The 18,782-nt window shown below is 68.9% G+C and carries 18 protein-coding genes; 4 read left to right on the forward strand and 14 right to left on the reverse strand.

Annotation, left to right across the window (positions count from 1 at the left end; all coding sequences use genetic code 11):
- Positions 1–37: 37 nt before the first annotated feature.
- The 7 genes from ACFY1E_RS38130 to ACFY1E_RS38160 all read right to left on the reverse strand — a co-directional run bounded on the left by ACFY1E_RS38130 (position 38) and on the right by ACFY1E_RS38160 (position 3,984).
- A complete protein-coding gene (locus ACFY1E_RS38130; protein ID WP_389084612.1) occupies positions 38–505 on the reverse strand; it encodes a hypothetical protein in 468 nt (155 codons plus the stop codon).
- Positions 506–587: 82 nt separating this feature from the next.
- Positions 588–812: a DUF397 domain-containing protein gene (locus tag ACFY1E_RS38135; protein WP_389084614.1), complete on the reverse strand. Its 225-nt coding sequence runs from the start codon at positions 810–812 to the stop codon at positions 588–590.
- Positions 813–910: 98 nt separating this feature from the next.
- Entirely contained in the window at positions 911–1,138 is a 228-nt protein-coding gene (locus ACFY1E_RS38140; RefSeq protein ID WP_389084616.1) for a hypothetical protein, read from the reverse strand.
- 332 nt (positions 1,139–1,470) lie between these two features.
- Entirely contained in the window at positions 1,471–2,301 is an 831-nt protein-coding gene (locus ACFY1E_RS38145) for a helix-turn-helix domain-containing protein (RefSeq protein WP_389084619.1), read from the reverse strand.
- Complete coding sequence (locus tag ACFY1E_RS38150) at positions 2,298–2,822, reverse strand: DUF6879 family protein (RefSeq protein WP_389084621.1); 525 nt, start codon at positions 2,820–2,822, stop codon at positions 2,298–2,300. Before ACFY1E_RS38150 ends, ACFY1E_RS38145 begins: the two co-directional genes overlap by 4 nt.
- A complete protein-coding gene (locus ACFY1E_RS38155) occupies positions 2,806–2,997 on the reverse strand; it encodes a hypothetical protein (protein ID WP_030115393.1) in 192 nt (63 codons plus the stop codon). The genes ACFY1E_RS38150 and ACFY1E_RS38155 overlap by 17 nt, the downstream gene beginning before the upstream one ends.
- 393 nt (positions 2,998–3,390) lie before the next feature.
- On the reverse strand, positions 3,391–3,984 hold the full coding sequence (locus ACFY1E_RS38160) for an acyl-CoA thioesterase (protein WP_389084624.1): 594 nt from the start codon (positions 3,982–3,984) through the stop codon (positions 3,391–3,393).
- Positions 3,985–4,076: 92 nt separating this feature from the next.
- On the opposite strand from ACFY1E_RS38160, the gene ACFY1E_RS38165 reads away from it, so the two are divergent.
- Both ACFY1E_RS38165 and ACFY1E_RS38170 read left to right on the forward strand, forming a co-directional pair.
- Positions 4,077–5,375 carry an LCP family protein gene (locus ACFY1E_RS38165; protein ID WP_389084626.1) on the forward strand — a complete coding sequence of 433 codons (1,299 nt, stop codon included), beginning with the start codon at positions 4,077–4,079 and terminating at the stop codon, positions 5,373–5,375.
- Positions 5,368–5,997, forward strand: a complete 630-nt coding sequence (locus tag ACFY1E_RS38170) for an HAD family hydrolase (protein WP_389084628.1) — start codon at positions 5,368–5,370, stop codon at positions 5,995–5,997. Before ACFY1E_RS38165 ends, ACFY1E_RS38170 begins: the two co-directional genes overlap by 8 nt.
- A gap of 157 nt (positions 5,998–6,154) precedes the next feature.
- On the opposite strand, the gene ACFY1E_RS38175 is transcribed toward ACFY1E_RS38170, so the two are convergent.
- The gene (locus tag ACFY1E_RS38175; protein WP_389084630.1) at positions 6,155–6,517 is read right to left on the reverse strand and encodes a four-helix bundle copper-binding protein; all 363 of its coding nucleotides are present in this window, start codon (positions 6,515–6,517) and stop codon (positions 6,155–6,157) included.
- Positions 6,518–6,686: 169 nt separating this feature from the next.
- Positions 6,687–8,048 (reverse strand): LCP family protein, encoded by a 1,362-nt coding sequence (locus ACFY1E_RS38180; RefSeq protein WP_389084633.1) that lies wholly within the window; start codon positions 8,046–8,048, stop codon positions 6,687–6,689.
- A 247-nt stretch (positions 8,049–8,295) separates the two neighbouring features.
- On the opposite strand from ACFY1E_RS38180, the gene ACFY1E_RS38185 reads away from it, so the two are divergent.
- The gene (locus ACFY1E_RS38185) at positions 8,296–9,324 is read left to right on the forward strand and encodes a glycosyltransferase family 2 protein (protein WP_389084635.1); all 1,029 of its coding nucleotides are present in this window, start codon (positions 8,296–8,298) and stop codon (positions 9,322–9,324) included.
- Positions 9,325–9,352: 28 nt separating this feature from the next.
- Here ACFY1E_RS38185 and ACFY1E_RS38190 read toward each other — a convergent pair whose 3' ends face one another.
- The 5 genes from ACFY1E_RS38190 to ACFY1E_RS38210 form a co-directional block, all read right to left on the reverse strand.
- Positions 9,353–10,936 carry an LCP family protein gene (locus tag ACFY1E_RS38190; RefSeq protein WP_389084637.1) on the reverse strand — a complete coding sequence of 528 codons (1,584 nt, stop codon included), beginning with the start codon at positions 10,934–10,936 and terminating at the stop codon, positions 9,353–9,355.
- A 209-nt stretch (positions 10,937–11,145) separates the two neighbouring features.
- Positions 11,146–12,786, reverse strand: coding sequence for an LCP family protein (locus tag ACFY1E_RS38195; RefSeq protein ID WP_389084640.1), 1,641 nt, complete (start codon positions 12,784–12,786; stop codon positions 11,146–11,148).
- Between the two features lie 80 nt (positions 12,787–12,866).
- On the reverse strand, positions 12,867–14,591 hold the full coding sequence (locus ACFY1E_RS38200; RefSeq protein ID WP_389084642.1) for an LCP family protein: 1,725 nt from the start codon (positions 14,589–14,591) through the stop codon (positions 12,867–12,869).
- 238 nt (positions 14,592–14,829) lie between these two features.
- Entirely contained in the window at positions 14,830–16,068 is a 1,239-nt protein-coding gene (locus ACFY1E_RS38205; protein WP_389084645.1) for an LCP family protein, read from the reverse strand.
- Between the two features lie 215 nt (positions 16,069–16,283).
- Positions 16,284–17,039, reverse strand: a complete 756-nt coding sequence (locus ACFY1E_RS38210) for a TIGR03089 family protein (protein ID WP_389084647.1) — start codon at positions 17,037–17,039, stop codon at positions 16,284–16,286.
- A gap of 129 nt (positions 17,040–17,168) precedes the next feature.
- Here ACFY1E_RS38210 and ACFY1E_RS38215 point away from each other — a divergent pair, with 129 nt between their 5' ends.
- Positions 17,169–18,641 (forward strand): peptidoglycan recognition protein, encoded by a 1,473-nt coding sequence (locus ACFY1E_RS38215; protein WP_389084650.1) that lies wholly within the window; start codon positions 17,169–17,171, stop codon positions 18,639–18,641.
- The last annotated feature ends 141 nt before the right edge of the window (positions 18,642–18,782 follow it).

The raw sequence follows: 18,782 nt of genomic DNA on the forward strand, positions 1-18,782 counted from the left end.
GCCCCGGCCACTGGCCGGGGCTTCTTTGTTGCTTCGATTACTGCGCCGGACACGCCAGTTCAGGCTTCGAGTGATTCGGGGAACACGTCACCACTGCCAGGGACAGATACGAGGGACGTTCGAGGTAGAAGCCGCACGACACATCAGCACCCGAGTGCAGTTGTTCGGCAGCAGCGTTCACCAGCCGGGCCAGCCGCGTAGTGTCTCGGTCCCCTTCCGAGGCGAACCGAGGTGCGTACTCGGCCAGCCGCTCACCGAGCCATGACGCGGCTTCCTTCGCCTCCTCCCACGTGCCACGAACTAAGGAACGTGGCTTGACGAGCCAGTACGCCGTTTCCAGCGGCGGAAGATCAACGGTCGGGAACTCGGCCGACACCTCCCGATACCGCTGGATCAGCTCCGGTCTACTCCCAGCTGGGGGCGGCTCAGGGTGCGGGGGCCGCCGTAGGGCCTCGTTGTCGAAGCGCTCTTTCGGGCCGGTCCATAGATAGCCGTGGTGGTGCACGAGTCGTTCCCGTTTCGAGAAGTGCCAGCCGGGCACAGGCCCAGGGACGGGGATGGTCCCGAGCCCGACTGGCGGAGGGGGATCAGACGTTCAGTCCGAAGCGCGCCGGGTCGATACCGGCCGCGTCCAGTTCCTCCGAGGTGAACCGCAGCGGCTGTGCGTCGGGCCGCTTGCTGTCACCGAGGGCCCAGGCGTCCTCACCGATTCGGGCCAGGGTCACGCACCCCTCGGTACAGGGGCCGCCGCACGCCTGGACGAACGAGGCCCCGCTGATGTCGAGCGCGTACAGGTCGGTTCCGTTCTGCATCACTGCACCTTCCTGCTCAACTGATCGCGGCCATGACTGACCGCCGCCGCCCGTACCGGGCGGGAGTTCAGGGTTCCCACTGCTCGCGGCAGGGGGTTCTACTCGGCGCGAACCACCATCGCGAACGAAGTACGGATGCGCCGGAAACCGGCGTGCCCGGACCGGCCCGTGTGGCTCATGCACTCCACGTCGACGGAGGCCGAGTCATCGGCGGGAGTCGCCTTCCAACCGCAGTGCAGACACTCGGCCTCGAACGTCACGTCCGTGTCGGGATGCTCGGTGATCCGGTGCATCACGTACCGCATGGCGGCGGCCCTGACGCTCACAGCCCACCTCTACGGCTCCGCGCATTGGCTGCGGCGACTCTGCCGCTCAGTCCCGCTGACGGGCTACTGGGCGGGGGCTTGTAGTCAGGACACTTCGGGCTCCCGCACTCACACCGAGGCCAGTGCAAAGCCGAACTCGGCGCAAGGTCCGCGCCTTCGGGGCCAGGGTCGCTCTTCTGCACTATGAGCACGCCGCCGACGCCGAATGCCCCGGAGAGACGGGCGAGAAACTGCCGGGCCTCACTGCTGCCCAGATGATCAGCCGCTTCGGTCCCATGTGCCTTGCTGTCGCTCACCATGGCCCCCATCTTCGGCGGCCCACGATCGCGCCTCTAGCCTGTTTCCTGTTCCCGCAAAAAGTCGTTGCGGATACCTTCGATCAGATCCCGCATTTCGTCACCGGCCAGCGCGGATCGCTCGAATCCTTCGAACTTATCGACGTAGAGACTCACATCTCGGGGGTCCGTAACGACGACTTCGGCATGGACGGTTTCAACGGTCACCATGCGGTCGTCACGGATGACGAAGGCGTGATTTGCGATGTCGTGTTGCTGAACCCGCAGAGGGACTATCCGGATGTCCACGTGGGAGAGCCGTGAAATAGAGACGATGCGATCGAGCTGAGCAGCCATCATCTGCGGTTGCACGATGCGCCAGCGCAGAACAGGTTCGGTGATGATGAACCGAAGCGACTTGGCGTTGTCGTAGAGAACCGCTTGCCGTTCGAGTCGCCCATTGATCGTTCGCGTGAGAGCGTCTTCACTCAGGTTGTGGCGTTGCAGAATGGCCCGGATGTACTCGGGAGTCTGGAGCAGGCCCGGAACGAGCGCGGGTTGAAACAGCCGCAGTACAGACATCTGGGCTTCCAGAGCCTTGGCGGCCTGCTGGCCCTTGTGGACCCCGATCCGCTTGAGCAGGCGCCAAGCCGTCGCCTCCGTCGCTGACGCGCGTGCGGCTTCCGCGTACTCCGCCTTGACCTCGTCCGAGACGCCGATGGCGGTCAGGATGCGCTCTACGTCCGTCGCGCTGGGTGCCAGCTTCGCATTCTCGATCTTGGACAGCTTGGACGGAGACATGAGGGCGCTGCGGGCCACCGCTTTGGCTTCCTTACCGGATGCCACTCGCAGGGCCCGCAGCGCGGCTCCAAGCTGTGCTCTGTTCACGCCCCGTACTTGGCCCACCATTCGGTGAACGGCTCCGCGTGCGCGAGTGCCGCGTCACGGTATCGTTTGAATTCCGCCGTTCGTTCCGGCGGTAGCACTTCCGACCCCAGATACTTCCCGCTTCCGTCGTAGTTCATGACGGCCACGGATTCGGAGTCGAAGAACCAGAAATCCGGAACGTTCTCCAAGGGGTTGGGTTTGCCTGTGATATCGAGGATGAAGAACTCTTCGCCCCCGGTCATGTTCTTCTGGTAGCCCCAGCCGAGTTCAAACCTAAGGTAGTCCGTGATCGGGCGGGACAGGACATGGACCCGGTAGACCCGTTTCCCCTTCTCGGTGTGCGAGCGTAGTTCTTCGACCCAGCCCGCGTTGTAGTCGTCCGGCTGTGAGTCCCCGGCCAGGAATGCCTGATAGGCGTCGACGCTTCCGGACTTGCTGTAGTCGTCCAGGGTTTCGAGCCGGAACGCCTCGCGCTCGAACGAGTCGAAGAGGTCGCCGAGGGTCCTAGATGAGGTTGTCACGGATGGCCTTCTGGATCAGTTCCATCGGGATCTCGACCAGGGTTTCGTGCGCGGGAATCTGAAGCCCGTGATCGGTCGGCGTCTCGCCCTGTACCAGGAAGGTGCCGCGATCCGTCGCGTAGATCGTCGGGCAATCCTTGATGTCGCACGTGCTGACCAGCTTGGTGACCTTCATGGTCTGGGTTCCCCTCTCCCGTGCCGCTGCCAGTACCCCGCATCTGGGTTGATGCTCCCGAGGGCTGGGCGCACTGGTCAAGCGATCACGGTTGACGGAACGGGAAACCGCGTAACCTGCGCCGGGCCTGCTCGTATAGCGCGCGACTGGCGGAGGTGCCTCCAGCGCGCCTTCTGCCTGCGCAGACTGCTGACGATCATGGGGAAATGCTGGGGACACCCCCTCTGGGAGGGGCCTTCGTGCAGGTCAGGGCCGTATGACCTGTAAAGCACCCAGATCTACGAGGGCACCAACCAGGTCCAGCGCATCGTGATGGCGCGGAACCTGCCGTAGCACCCCTGCACGCAGACGACAGCCCCCGGCGCCCTGCCGGGGGCTGTCCCGCGTTCGGGCTCAGTCGTCGAGCCCCTCCGCCGCCCGCCTCTCGCGCAGCTCCACGATCGCCCGCCGCCGCGCCAGCCGATGGGTGCGGCGGATCTGGGCCTCCTGGTAGCGGCGCCGGTCCTTCTCCGTCTCCGGCAGCACCGGCGGCACCCGGCGGGGCTTGCCGTCGGCGTCCACCGCGGCGAAGACCAGATAGGCGGAGCCGACCTGGGTGGGCGGGGTGGACTCGTTCCAGCGCTCGGCCAGGACCCGGACCCCGACCTCCATGGACGTCCGGCCGGTCCAGTTGACCTGCGCCTTGACGTGGACCAGGTCGCCCACGCGGACCGGCTCCAGGAACACCATCTCGTCCATCGACGCCGTGACGGCGGGGCCGCCGCTGTGCCGGCCTGCCACCGCGCCCGCCGCGTCGTCCACCAGCTTCATGATCACGCCGCCGTGCACCGTGCCCAGAAGGTTCGTGTCGTTGTGGGTCATGATGTGACTGAGTGTGGTCCGGGACGCCGAGGTGGGCTTGCCAGGGACCTCTGGTATGTCCGAGGTGTCCGATTCCGTGGCGGGGGCCTGGTCTGTCATGGCCTCCACCTTATGCCGAGGCGACATCTGCGGACTTTGTGTTGGCTTCGCAACAGCAGTGCCCTGATTTTCCTACGACCCTTGTGAAGGGCATGGCTGCTCCCGGCACACTGGGCCCCATGAACGATTGGCCCGAGGCATGGTCCGACGACAACCGCAACCGGTACGGACGCGGCAGCGCCAGCGCGCACCCGGAGGGTGCCCGCGCGATGCGGCAGGTCCGCCGGCCCGCCTCGGGCGCGTACGGGGGCTCCGGCCCGTCCGCCCCGCCGTACGGCGGCGGGGTGCCCCAGCAGCCCTCGTACGTCAACGGCGCGGGGTACGGCGGCGACAACGGGAGCGGCGGCTACGACAGCGGCTACAACACCGGCCAGGTCTACGGCTCGCCCGGCGGCGGAGGGCCGGGCGGCCCGGGTGACCAGGGCGAGTACCGGCCGCGGCCGAACTGGCGGCGCCGTATCAAGTGGACCGCGATCACGCTGGTGACGGCGCTGGCCGTGACGTCGGTCGCCACGTACTTCTGGGCCGACGGCAAGCTGCACCGGGACGTCGACCTGTCCACGGTCATCGACCGGCCGGCCTCGGGCGACGGCACGAACTACCTGATCGTCGGCTCCGACAGCCGGGCCGGGCTGTCCTCCGAGCAGAAGAAGCAGCTGCACACCGGTTCCGCGGAGGGCAAGCGGACCGACTCGATGATGATCCTGCACGTCGGCGACAGCGGCGACACGCTCATATCGCTGCCCCGCGACTCGAACGTCACGATCCCCTCCTACAAGGGGTCGACCTCCGGCAAGACCTACCCGGCCACCGGCCGGCAGACCAAGCTGAACGCGGCCTACGCGGAGGACGGGCCGACGCTGCTCGTCCGCACGGTCGAGGCCAACATGGGCCTGCACATCGACCACTACGTGGAGATCGGCTTCGCCGGCTTCGCCAACATCGTGGACGCCGTCGGCGGTGTCACGATCAACATCGACAAGGGCTTCAAGGACAAGTACTCGGGCGCCGACTTCAAGTCCGGCGAGCAGACCCTGAACGGCGAGCAGGCCCTGGCCTTCGTCCGTACCCGGCACGCCTTCGCCACCTCCGACCTGCAGCGCACCAAGAACCAGCAGAAGTTCCTCTCGGCGCTGGCGCACCAGGTGGCCACCCCGTCGACGGTCCTGAACCCCTTCAAGCTGTACCCGACACTGGGCGCGGGTCTGGACTCGCTCACCGTCGACAAGGACATGAGCCTGTGGGACCTGGCGTCCATGTTCTGGGCGATGAAGGGCGTCAGCGGCGGTGACGGCACGTCGATGAACATGCCGATCTCCGGCTCCGTCGGCGGCAACCTCGTCTGGGACAAGGCGAAGGTCAAGACGCTGGTGGACGAGCTGAACAACGACCAGAAGGTCACGGTCTCGGGTGGCTGAGCAGCCTGGCAGAGCACCGTTCGACGCGGTGCTCTGCGACGTGGACAACGTGATCCGGTCCTACGACCCCTCCGGGCTGCACGCCCTGGAGCGGGCCGCCGGGCTCGCCGAGGGCACCACCGCGAAGGTCGCCTTCGCGCCGGAGAACGGGCTGCCGGTGCTGCTGGGCCGGGTCGATGTGCAGGAGTGGGTGCAGGCGATCGCCGAGGGCCTCGCCGGGCTGGCCCCGGAAGCCACGGCCTGGGACCTGGGCACCGCCCTGCTGGAGTCACCCTTCTCGGCCGACGAGACGGTGGTCTCGCTGCTGCGGCGGGCGCGCACCCGGGTGCCGCTCGTCCTCGTCAGCAACGCCACCGTCCGCCTCGAGGACGACCTCACCGCGCTCGGCCTCGCCGACCTGGCGGACGAGGTCGTCAACAGCGCCCGCGTAGGCCTCGCCAAGCCGGACCCCCGCATCTACCGCCTGGCAGCAGACCTGGCCGGCGTACGCCCCGAACGCTGCCTGTTCATAGACGACACCGAGGAAAACACGGAGGCAGCGGCAGCCCTGGGAATGCAGCCGCTCCACTTCCACACGGCGGCAGACCTGGAACGGGCCCTGGCCCCCCTGTTCACCACGTAGCCTGCGGCCCTCGCACCCGCCGTAGCCTGCGGGCATACGTGCCGCCTAGGGCGGCACGGGTGGGCGCAGGCGGCACCCCGCAAGCGCCGGGCCGCGCACCCGCCGTAACCGAGGGCACCCACACCGCGGGTGCCCTCGATCCGCGTTCAGACAGCCGTCACATCGCGACGCCCGACATCGCACGGCACATCTCGGCACACCGCCGACACGCCTCCGCGCACCGCATCATCTGCTTGTCGTCCGGCATGCTCATACACGCCTCCGCACACATGTCGCACGCCTTGGCGCACATCGCGCACATCTCGGCCGACATCGGCGAGCGGCGCATCATCATGTCCGCGCACATGCGCGTCGTCTCGGAGCAGTCCATGAGCGCACGCATGATCTGCATCTGGGCCTGCCCACCCATCTGCATGCAGGAGCTCATGGTCTCCTCGCAGACGCTGTGGCAGGACATGCACGCCTGGACGCAGTCCTGCATCTCCTTGCTCATGGCGGTCATGGTTCCGGGCTGGGTCATGGCTCCTCCTGAGAGGCAGAGGGGCCCGGGGGTGGGCCCCGTGCCCTTCTGTTCCTACGCCCGCCGGACGCCCCGCGCCATCGGGCGGACGCCAACAATTCCCACCGAATGCCGCACAGTGCGCGACCTGCGACATTCCGTCACGGGTCATGGCACGGGGCCGTTCGGGTTACGAGCAGACCTCCTGGTCCCCCGTCATCACCCCGGGCTCCCCCTGGTCCGCGGCCTCCGCCCGCACCCGCCGCACCTGCTTGAAGTCGGCCCCGGCGATCACCTTCAACGTCGCCCCGAGCCCCGGCATCTCCCGCAGCTCGCTGCCGGGCAACGCGGTGGCCAGCGCTTTCGCGGAGCGGTCCCACCCGGGGTCGTAGACGATGACCGTCCGCTTCTGGCCGTGGTCCTCCGCGTCCGCCGGCACCCGCGTGGTGCGAAAGCCCGTCGCCGCCAGCGCGGCGTCCACCCGCTTGCCGAGTCCCTCCGTGGCCGTGCCGTTCTCGACCTGGACGTGGATCTGCTGCGGGTCCACCTCGACCGGCACCGGCTGGGGGCGGGACGGGCGCGCGGCCAGCGGCTTGTCGTCGCGCAGCGACTGGAAGAGGCGTTCGGCCTTGGCGGTGTCCCACTTCACCGTCTCGCCGATGCCCGGCACGACGTACCCCATCTGCCCGATCGGCACGGTCGTGAACTCGGAGGACGAGGGGGAGAAGTTGCGCATCGCCCGCCCGAGATCCAGCAGCTCGTCCGTGCCGAAACCCTTGTCCGCGCGCACCGACCCCAGCACGGCCCGTGTCACGTCCCGGAACTTCATCGGGTTCAGCAGGATCCCGGAGGACGTGGCCCGCTCGATGAGCGCCGCCAGGAACCGCTGCTGGCGCTTCATCCGGCCGAGGTCGGAGTCCGCGTCGACATGCCTGGCGCGCACGAACTGCAGGGCCTGTCCGCCGTTGAGGACGTGCGTCCCGGCGGGCAGGTCGAGTCCGGTGTAGGTGTCCTTCAGGGGGAAGGCGGTGCAGACGGAGACTCCGCCGAGCACGTCCACGGTCTTCATGAAGCTCGTGAAGTCGACCTCCAGATAGTGGTCGATCTTCACATGGGTCATGTCCTCGACGGTCTGGACGGTGAGGTTCGGGCCGCCCTCCGCATACGCAGCGTTGATCTTGAGGGGGTGGCCGGGGATCCGCTTCCCGGTCTTCTGGTCGGTGTGCGCGGGCGTCATGGCGTACGAGTCGCGCGGCAGGCTCACCACGGTCGCCCGCTCCCGGTCCGCCGAGATGTGCACGATCATCATGGTGTCGGTGCAGTGGCAGGGCTCGCCGCCCAGGTGGTAGCGGTGCCGCTCCTCGTCGCTGATCCGGTCGCGGCCGTCGGTGCCGACCAGCAGGACGTTCATGCCGTGACCGGCCTTGGGGCGGTTCTTCATGTCCTTGAACGGGTCCACGCGGGCGATACCCGCGTCCAGGCTGGTGACCACGGCATGCCCGATCCCGGCGGAGGCGAGCACCACCACGGAGAGCGTCGTCGCCGCCCGCATCACCCAGCGCGGCTTCCTTGGTGGCACGGGCGGCCGCGGCCCGCGCGGCGGTGGGGTGCGCGCGGGCTGGGGCCGGCGCTGCGGAGGGGCGGGCGCGGCGGACCGAGGCTGCGTGGGCAAGGCGGACACCTCCGGGCGACGGCCGTACGTGGGACCGTGAGCACCGTAGGCCGATACGATCTGTAGCCCGGGCCACCGCCCCGGCGGCGCGCAAAGGTGTCCCCCGTTCGCGGTAACGTAACGGGCGATGAACGCCAACCCCGACGCGCCGCTCCCCGCCGTTTCTGTGATCATGCCTGTCCTCGACGAGGAGCGGCATCTGCGCGGAGCCGTCCAAGCGATCCTCGCGCAGGAGTACGCCGGCGAGATGGAGGTCGTCCTCGCCCTCGGTCCCTCCAAGGACCGCACGGACGAGATCGCCGCCGAGCTCGTGGCCGCCGACCCGCGCGTGCACACCGTCCCCAACCCGGCAGGGCGTACGCCCGCCGCCCTCAACGCCGCGATCAAGGCCTCCCGGCACCCGATCGTCGTCCGCGTCGACGGGCACGGCATGCTCTCGCCGAACTACATCGCGACGGCCGTACGGCTCCTGGAGGAGACCGGCGCGCAGAACGTCGGCGGCATCATGCACGCCGAGGGCGAGAACGACTGGGAGCACGCGGTCGCCGCCGCCATGACCTCGAAGATCGGCGTCGGCAACGCCGCCTTCCACACCGGTGGCGAGGCCCAGGCGGCCGAGACCGTCTACCTCGGGGTGTTCCGGCGCGAGGCGCTGGAACAGCAGGGCGGGTACAACGAGGAGTTCATCCGTGCCCAGGACTGGGAGCTGAACTTCCGCATCCGGGAGGCCGGCGGACTGATCTGGTTCTCGCCGGAGCTGAAGGTGTCGTACCGGCCGCGGCCGTCGGTCAAGGCCCTCGCCAAGCAGTACAAGGACTACGGCCGCTGGCGGCACGTCGTCGCCCGCTACCACGAGGGCTCGATCAACCTGCGCTACCTGGCGCCGCCGACGGCGGTCCTGGCGATCGCGGCCGGTCTCGTGGTCGGCGCGGTCCTGACGCCCTGGGGTTTCGTAATCCCGGGCGGCTACCTCGCGGCGATAACCCTGGGGTCCGTCCCGGCGGGCAAGGGGCTGCCGCTGAAGGCGCGGCTGCAGATCCCGGTCGCTCTCGCCACCATGCACATGTCGTGGGGCTGGGGCTTCCTGACCAGCCCCAAGGCGCTCGCGAAGAAGGTCATCGCCTCCCGGCGCCCCGCGGTGCTCGCCTCCAACTGAGCACCCGGGGCCGCCTCTTGAACCCGGGCTACCAGGTGTAGCCCGGGTTCACGTGCATGCACTGCTTCTTGTCCGAGCCGTTGATGACCTGGGCCGAATCCGGGGTGGAGTCGTCCTCCTTCGGCGCGGTGTACTTGGTGCCCGTGCGCCAGTCGGCGCCGACCACCAGCGTGATCCCGGACACGTCCGTGGACTTCTTCACCGCGGACACCGGGATGCCGAGCGCCTTGGCCACCCGCTGGGCGTCGCCCTCCAGATCCGCGCTCGGGTAGCGGATCACCGTCGTGGCCTCGCTCAGCGCAGCGGAACGAACCGCCACCGCCTGTGTGAACCCCTTGCCGAGGAGAAGCTGGGCGACCGTGTTGGCCCGCCCGCCGACGGGTGCCCGGGTCTCGGTCCGCGTGCCGTTCTCCACCTGTACGGCGATCTTGTCATCGGCCGCGGCCGGGTCGGAGCTCGCCTTCGCGGGCGTGGTCTTCTTCTGGCCCTTGCCGTCCAGCGCGATGTCGTCGCGGACCAGCCGGAACAGCTTCGCCGCGTCACCAGGCTTGGGCACCACCCGGCCGTCGGTCGCGGAGATGTACTGCCACGGCATCGTGGTCATGGTGATGCGCTTGGTGGGGACCTTCCTGAGTTCCTTGCTCAGGTCGTACAGCTTCGCCACCGTGCCGAGCCCGTCGTCCACCGTCAGAGCCTTGGTGGCCGTCTCGGCGAGAGACTGCAGCTTGCCCGGGTTGCTCAGCGTGGCGTTCTCGCGCAGCTGGCGGACCATCGCGTTCATGTACTGGTGCTGGGCCTTGGCCCGGGCTATGTCGGTGTTGTCCTCGAAGCCGTACCGGGTGCGCAGCCACTGCAGGGCCTGGACGCCCTTGACGTAGGTGGTGCCCCTCTTCAGCTTCAGGCCCGAGCCGTGGCCCCTGCTGTCCTTGGAGTAGACGTTGGCGTCCACGCAGACCGGTACGCCGCCGATCGCGTCCGCCATCGACACCACACCCGAGAAGTCGATCATCATGAAGTGGTCGATGTGGATGTCGGTGAGCTTCTCCCAGGTCGCCACCGTGCAGCCGGGGCCGCCGCGGCCCAGCGAGTCGTTGGTCATGGTGAACGTGGTGGCCTGGTACACCTTGCCGCTGTCCGGGTCCGTGCACTTGGGCATGTCCAAGCGGGTGTCGCGCGGCATGCTGACGACCGACATGTTGCTGCGGTCCGCCGAGAGGTGCAGCAGCATCTGCACGTCGGCGCGCGGCGCGGTGTTGAAGGTGTCCTTGGCGCCGCCGAGCTTCTGGTTCTCCTTGGAGTCCCGGGCGTCGGAGCCGATCAGCAGGATGTTCAGCGGCGTCTGACCGGCCGCGTTGGCCTTCGACTCGGCCGCCCGGTCCTTCGCGTCGCCGAGGTTGAGGGCGTCCTTCTTGATGTTGGCGTTGAGGTGCTGGTAGTAGAGATAACCGGCCCCCGCCGTGCCGAGTATCACCACCGCCAGGACGATCGCCGCCCAGCGCAGGACGCGCCGTCTGCGGCGCTTCCCGTCAACGCCCGGGCCCTTCCTGCGTCTGCCTCCGCCGTGCCGGCCGTGCTCGGTCGTCGCGTCCCGGTCCCGCGGTGTCAGGGACATCGTGTCCTCGACCGCGGAAACCTTTCCGCGCACACTGCTCCGCGCCAACTCCCTGCCTCCCACCCCTGGACATGCCGAACCTCTCCGCTGCCCGGTCCCCCCGGATCAGGCGAATGAGAGGGCGCGCCGTCCCCCTGAAGTCCTTCGGACGTGAGCGCGCCTCATCATTGTGCAGTCAGTTGGGAGTTCGCTGTGGGAATCGGTGAAGATCAGGTCCAGCGGTACCGTTCGTACACGTCCATGCACTGGCCCTTGTCCGAGCCGTTGATGGCGTCCGCGTTGCCGGGCAGATCGCCGGCCTTGGGTTTCGACTGCTTCGGATACGCCGTGCCGGTGCGCCAGTCGGCGCCGACGACGACCGTGACCCCGGAGACGTCCGTCGACCTCTGCACCGAACTCAGTGGAATTCCCAGCGACTTGGCGATGCGCTGGGCGTCGCCCTCCAGTTCCGCGCTCGGGTAGCGCACGACGGTCCGGTCCGCGGAGAGCCCCGCCGTCGCGTCCTTGGACGCCTTGCTGAACCCCTGCTGCACCAGCTCCTGGGCGACCGTGCCCGCGCGTCCGACGACCGGGCCGAGAGTGGAGGTGCCGGTGGCGTTCTGCACCACGACACCGATCGCGCCGTCCGGCGCCGACGGAGCCTTCGTGGGCTCTTCCGCGACGGTCGTCTTCTTCGCGTCCGAGGCCTTGCCCTTGTTGTCGAGGGGGATGTCGTCGCGGAGCATCTCCCAGAGCTTTGCGGCGCCCGCGGCGTCCGGTACGACGTGGTCGGAGTTCTGCGGGTCCGTCACGTTCGGCATCGTCACCGAGGTGATGCGGTCCGTCGGCACCGACTTGAGCTGCATGCCCAGGTCGTAGAGCTTCTTGACGGTGCCGATCTCCTCGGAGACCTTCAGGGACTTCGTGGCGGCCTCGGCCAGGTCCGTCAGCCGCCCGGTGTCGGTGAAGACGTTCTGGTGCTTCAGCGTGCGGATCATCGAGTTGAGGTACATGTGCTGGGCCCTGGCCCGCATCAGGTCACTGCCCCAGGCGTGCCGGGTGCGCAGCCACTGCAGGGCCTGCTTGCCCTCGACCTTGTGGGTGCCGGCCGTCATCTTCAGGCCGGAACCGCCGGGCACGGCGGCCGTCGGGTGGTCCCACACGTTCTGCTTCACACAGACGTCGACGCCGCCGATGGCGTCCGCCATCCGCACCACACCCGAGAAGTCTATCGTCATCCAGTGGTCGATGTAGACCCCGGTGAGCTTCTCCCAGGTGGCCAGCGTGCAGCCGGCGCCGCCCCGCGCCAGCGACTCGTTGATGATCTTGTTCGTCTCCGGGTACGTCCGGCCGGTCCTCGGGTCCCTGCACTGGGGGATGTCGACCCGGGTGTCACGCGGAATGCTCACCATGGCGGCGCTCTTGCGGTCCGCGGAGAGGTGGATCAGCATCTGCACATCGCCCAGCGGCGGGCTGCCGCGGTCGTACTTGGCGCCGCCGAGCTTCACGTTCTCGTCGGAGTTACGGCTGTCCGAGCCGATCAGCAGGATGTTCAGCGGCGTCTGCCCCGCCGCGTTCGGCGCGGTCTTCTGCGCCTTGGCGTCGCCGCTGCTGCGCTCGCCCTTCTGGATGTTGCCGTTGAGGTGCTGGTAGTACAGGTATCCGGCGCCGGCCGTGCCGAGTATCAGCACCGAGAGCGTGGTCGCGGACCATCTGAGCACCCGGCGCCCCCGCCGCGGCCCGCGACTGCCCGGCCTGCCGCGCCGTCCGCCACGCGGCCCGCCGCCGTCGCGCGGGCCGCCCCGCTCGGGTTCACGCGTGTGCGGAACGCCCCGGAACGTCCCTTCCCCCTGCACGCTGCTCTGCGCCATCTCCCCGTCCTCCCCACCCTGCGCCCATGCATCAGGCCTGTCGTACGCCCTGTTAGACGTACGACAGGCCTGTCAGGTCACTACTTGGCGCACTCAACTTTGTCGGCCGTGGTCTTGTCCACGTCCGGCGCCTTGCTCGGCGCGGTGAACGAGTCCCCCGCTCCCGGGAAGTCCTTGCCGAGCGTCAGCGTGATGGCGGGCAGGCCCTGGGAGTTGATCACGCTCTTGCCCGGCTTCATCGCCGAGCCGGACAGGCCCAGGATGGCGGCCAGCCGGCGCGCCTGGTCGGCCTGGTCCGGGGCGTACTCCAGCGTCGTTCGGCTGAGCTGCGCGTCCGCGTTGCCGGCGTTCTCGGACTTCAGCACGCCCGCCTCGTTCTGCAGGTACTCGAGCTCCGCCTGCGCACTGCCGGGCTCGGCGCCCCCGTTCAGGACCCGCACGCGCACCGCGGACGCGGCCGACTTGGTGCCCTTGAGGCGGGCGGCCACCGCGGCCGCCTCCTTCTTCTTCTGCTCCTTCACCGCGGTGAAGGAGACGTCGTTCTTGATGGCGTCGAAGACGGGCTGAGTCGCGCCCGGCTTGAGGACGACGGTCGCGTGCACCTTCTCGGCCGGGTTGTCGATCACCGGCACCGTGATGAACGTCAGGTTCTTCGGGTTGAGCTTGCCCAGCTCCAGACCCAGGTCCTTCAGCTTGCCGATGCTGTCGAGGTTGGCGTCGACGGTCAGCGCCTTGGTGCCCGCCTCGGCGACCTTGATCATCTTCGTCGGGTCGGTGAGCGTGTCGTTCGACTTCAGCTTGCGCATCAGGGCGCTGAGGAACTGCTGCTGCAGCGTGATCCGGCTCAGGTCACCGCCGAAGCCCACCGCGTGCCGGGTGCGCACGAAGGCGAGTGCGGTCTCGCCCTCGATGTGCCGCATGCCCTTCTTCAGGTTCAGGTGCGACTTGGGGTCGTTGATGTCCTTGCCGAGGCAGACGTCGACGCCGCCCACCGCGCTGGTCAGCGTCTTGACCGCGTTGAAGTCGGCGACCATGAAGTTGTCCGGCTTGATGCCGGTCAGCTCCGTGACGGTGCGCGCGACGCAGCTGGGCGTACGGTCGTCCTGGCCGAGGCTGGTGTTGAAACGGACGTGGCTTGTGCCCGCGATGACCTTCATGCTGCCGTCGGCCTGGGTGGTCGGGCAGTCCGGGACGTCGGTGATCAGGTCCCGTGGGATGCTCAGCGCCGTCGCGTTCGAGCGGTCCTTGGAGACGTGCAGCAGGATCGTGGTGTCGGCGTGACCGACGCTGTTCTTGTCGCCGTACTTGTCGTTGCCCTTGCCGGTGCGCTTGTCGGTGCCGATCAGCAGGATGTTGATCGCCTTGCCCTTGCTGAAGCCACCGGTGCTCGCGCCGTCGTCGGAGACGGACGTGATGTTGTCGTTGAGGTGCTTGATGTAGAGGTACCCGGCGCCGGCCGTGGCGACCAGCACGAACGCCATGGTTCCGCCGGTCCACAGCAGGACCTTCTTCGCCTTCGACTTCTTCTGCACCGGCCGGCGGCCGCGCCGGCCGGGCGGCGGCTCCTCGGGCGCACCGCGGCGCCGCCTCTGCGGCGGCACCCCGCGGCCCGGGGCCTGCGGATTCGCCGTACGCCCGCGCGCCGCGCCGTCCGCGCCACGGGGGGCGGATCTGCGCGGCCTGGGAACTGCCGATTGCGGTGCGGAAGGAGCCAGTCGCAGTTCGTATTCGCCGGTGTTCGGATTGAGCACCCACTGGTCTGCGGGGTCGATGTTCTCCGCCCGCCCACGGCTTTGCGCGTCCACGGTTTCCGAATCCTCCGTTTGGGCCACGCGGCGCCTTCCCCCTCAAAGACGCTCGGGTCTCGGTCACACAGTGCGCGACCCCAGGAAGGACCTGGACCGGTGCACCGGATCGCTCACACTATCCGGCCAGTTCAGCGTGGAGCGACGTCGGTGACAAATTCCACGCCCCTACAACTGGGCAATCCGCCCATTTCTTTGGGTTTTCTTGGGACGGCTGTTCGTCGCGTTGATGCTCGCCCTACCCGCAGGTGTCCTCGTCGGCGGTGTTCCCGCGGAACGTCGGCGCGGGCGAACTGCCGTCCGAAGTCCCGCCGTAGCGCTTTCCGCCTGACTTCGCGTCGCCGTTCCTGTACGCGCCGTAGTCGTGCGACTGCTCATACGAATCCCGGCCCGAATACCCGTACGAGTTCCCCTCGCCGCCCGTGGTCGAATTACGGCTCTTTGCGTCGGAATCCCGTGGAACTTCCGGTGCGACCGCCAACGGCGCGTCCCTGCGCACCCGTTCGAACAATCTCTCCGCCTCCGGCTCCACGAGCTGGTCGCGATTGGCGTCGTAGGCGTACGACTCCCGCGGAACCGTGAGGAATTGCACCGCTTTCGTGGGGATGTCGCGCAGCCCGCGCACGAGTTGGTACAGCCCGCGCAGGCTGGCCAGCCCCGGGTCGGTGGTGAGCGACGAGGTGGCGGCGTCCAGCACGGGATAGAGCTTCACCGGGTTCAGCAGTACGTCGTTGCTCTGGACCTTGTTGACGAGCGCCCCGAGGAAGCGCTGCTGACGGTCCATCCGGTCGGTGTCGCTGCCGTCCCCGAGGGACTTGCGGGCGCGCACGTACCCGAGGGCCTGCTCACCGTCGAGCGTGACCCGTCCGGCGGGCAGCTTCAGCTTGGCCGCCTTGTCGTCGATCGGCTTCGTCAGGCACACCTGGACGCCGTCGACCGCGTCGACCATCTCCTTGAAACCGTGGAAGTCGACGACGATGTGGTGGTCGACGCGGATGTTGGTCAGCTTCTCCACGGTCCGGATGGTGCAGGCCGAACCACCGGTCTCGAAGGCGGAGTTGAACATCGCGAACATCGGCTCCGAGCGGTCCCCGTCGGACCGCAGACAGGCCGGGATGTCCACCATCAGGTCACGGGGCAGCGAGATCGCGGTGGCGGCGTGCCGCCCCGCGGAGAGATGCAGCAGGATCGTCGTGTCGGACCGCTCGGTCCCCGAGTCCCGCCCGTACCGGGCGTTCCCGTCCCCGGCCCGCGTGTCCGACCCGATCAGCAGGATGTTCTGCGCACCCTTGACGAGCGAGGTCGGCCGCTCCTTCTCGTACCGGGCGAGCTCCCGGGCGGCCGCATCGTCGGCCCTGATGTTCCCGTCGAGCTTGGCGTACACCACCACCCCGCCGGCGACGGCCCCCACCACCACGGCACCGACCGCAAGCCCCCCGAACCGCACCCACCGCCGCCGCCCACCTCCCAGGGCCATGCTCCACCCCCTCACGGCGTGCGAACGTGCAGTTCCAGCCTGCAGTTCTTACGACCATGGCCCGGCGGGGGCGCGGGGGCGCCCGGTGCTGACCCATCCGGGTGACTGCAGCGCCCCCTAAGGGGCGGGGGGTTGTGTCGATTTGCGGCTCCGCCGCGTGGGCGCGATCAACCCCCACTCGCCCGCACACGCCGAACAACCGCCACTACCCCCGCTCAGCGGCGCACCACACTCACCCGCTCACTCTCGACCCGCGAGGCCAGCGCCTCTTCCCCCAACTGCTCCAGATGCCGGCACAGCACCACGGACCCCCCGACGGCAAGCGGCCCGTACAACCCGGCGTTCAGCCCCTCCCAGGTGTCGTACGGCAACCCGGACAGAATCCGCGCCCCCGGCCCGGTGAGGCCCAGCTCCGCCGCCTCCGCCCGGGCCCGCTCGACCACCTCCGCCCCACTGAACTCGCGCCCGGCCACGATCAGCCCGGCCTCGTCGGGATCCACCGCCGCGAACGGCACGAACCGGTCCCCCTGGCCCGGCACCTCCACGGCGTAATCGGCGAAGCCGTCCGGCGCCTGCGGAAAGCGACCACCCAGCGGCCGCAGGGCGAGCGCGATCCGCTCCCCACGGCAGGCCCGCGCGGCGGACAGCGTGTCCGGCCCGCTCACCACCACATCGGCCGCCGCCGGATCCCCGCCGACATCGGCGACCACTCCCACGGACGCGCACGCCAGCAGCCACACCGCGGTCTGCCAGTGCGCGGGCAGCAGCAGCGCGACCCGGTCGCCGGGGGCCGCGGAGAGGTCGCCCTGGAGGAGATTGGCGGTCTTGGCCACCCAATTGGCGAAGGTGGCCACAGAGAGTTCGACACGTTCGCCCGTGGCGTCGTCGTAGAAGGTCACCAGGGGGCGTCCGGGGTCCGCGGCGAGCGCGGAACGCAGCAGGTCGGCAGGGGTGCGGTCGGTGGCGTTCACCCGCGCAAGGGTACGCGGACGACCGCCCGCGCACCCCTCGGTGGGGCCACCGGTTCGGAGGAACGAAAACCGACGGTCCGTCAATTCCGGTATGGACAGATATGTATGAATATGTTCAAGATCAGGAGCATGCGTGGATTCCTTGCCTCCTCGATCGCCTCCTCGATCGGCGTCGCCTGCGCGGCCGCCCTAGCCCTTCCGCTGACCCTGCCGGTCCCCGTGGCGACGGCGAGGGCCGCGCTCGGCGGCGCAGGATCCGCGCCGGGGCCCGCCCGGCCCGACGTCCGCGGCAGCACCCAGTCGCTGCCCCTCGCCCCGCTGACCCCCCTCACCCGCGCCCTCGGCTCCACGGCCTCGACGGCCCTCGTGGAGCAGGGCCTGACCCGCCGGGACGTACGGCACTTCTCGATGGTCGGCGTCGTCTGGGACAACCCGCACACCGAACTGCACGGCCAGGTCCAGGTCCGCACCCGCGCGGCCGGCAACGGCGTCTGGTCCGGCTGGCGCAGCCTCGAGACACACAACGACGACGCGGCCGACCCCGGCACCGCCGAGGGCGCCTCGGGCCGGGTCCGCGGCTCCACCGCCCCGCTGTGGGTGGGTGACTCGGACGGGGTGGAGGTCCGGGTACGGGCCGAGGGCGGACCCCGTACCGAAGGCCACGCCCGCAGCACCCGCGCCGTCCCGGCACCGGCCGCCCTCCCGTCGGGCCTGCGGCTGCAACTCGTGGACCCCGGCGGCTCGGACGACGGCGGCGACGAGGCTCCGATGCGGAGTACGGCGCCGATCGGGCCGCACGGCAGCCAGGCCGGTCCCCCCGGCACCGGGACCGGCAACTCCGAGTCGGCCGAGGCTCAGGCCTCGTCCACGGCCAACGCCGATCTCGTCCCGCTCGGCGCCACCGTGATCCCCGCGCTGAGCAAGTCGGCGACCGTGCGGGAGATGCGGACGCTGCGCGGGCACGAGCTGACGGCCGGTCAGCGCAAGAAGCCGCACATCGGGCCCCGCCCCCGCATCGTCACCCGCCGGGGCTGGGGCGCGGACGAGGATCTGCGCGAGCGGGGGTTCGCCTACACGAAGAAGGTCAAGGCGGCGTTCGTGCACCACACGTCGTCCGGCAACACCTACCGCTGTTCGCAGGCAGCCTCCGTCATCCGTGCCATCTACCGCTACCACGTTGTGAGCATGGGCTGGCGCGACATCGGCTACAACTTCCTCGTCGACAAGTGCGGAACCATCTACGAGGGCCGCGCCGGGGGAGTGGCGAAGGCGGTCAGGGGCGCGCACACCCTCGGTTTCAACAACAACAGCATGGGCATCGCCGTCATCGGCAACTTCAGCAAGAGCAAGCCGCCCGCGGTCGTCCTGAAGGCCATCGCCCGGCTCACGGCCTGGAAACTGGGCCTCTACGGTGCCAATCCGCGCGGAAAGACATATCTGAAGTCGAGCGGTGGCAATCTCTACCACAAGGGCAAGAACGTCCGAATGAATGTGATCTCCGGCCACCGTGACGGCTACCCCACGGCGTGCCCGGGCTGGCAGCTCTACCGAAAGCTCGGCACGATCCGCTCCACCGCGGCGCACTACCAGGGCCGCCGCTGAGCGACCGCCGGATCTCGCAGAGGAGTCGGGCACGGAAGCGTTATGTACGTCATAGCGGGGCAGCGGGCGGAACGCGGAACACCGCAACGGCCATCCACATCACCGCACGACGGTCTGCATAAACTGGCCGGTCGAAAGAGA

It is taken from the genome of Streptomyces sp. NPDC001604, assembly GCF_042893475.1.
In the GTDB taxonomy this organism is placed as follows: Bacteria; Actinomycetota; Actinomycetes; order Streptomycetales; family Streptomycetaceae; genus Streptomyces.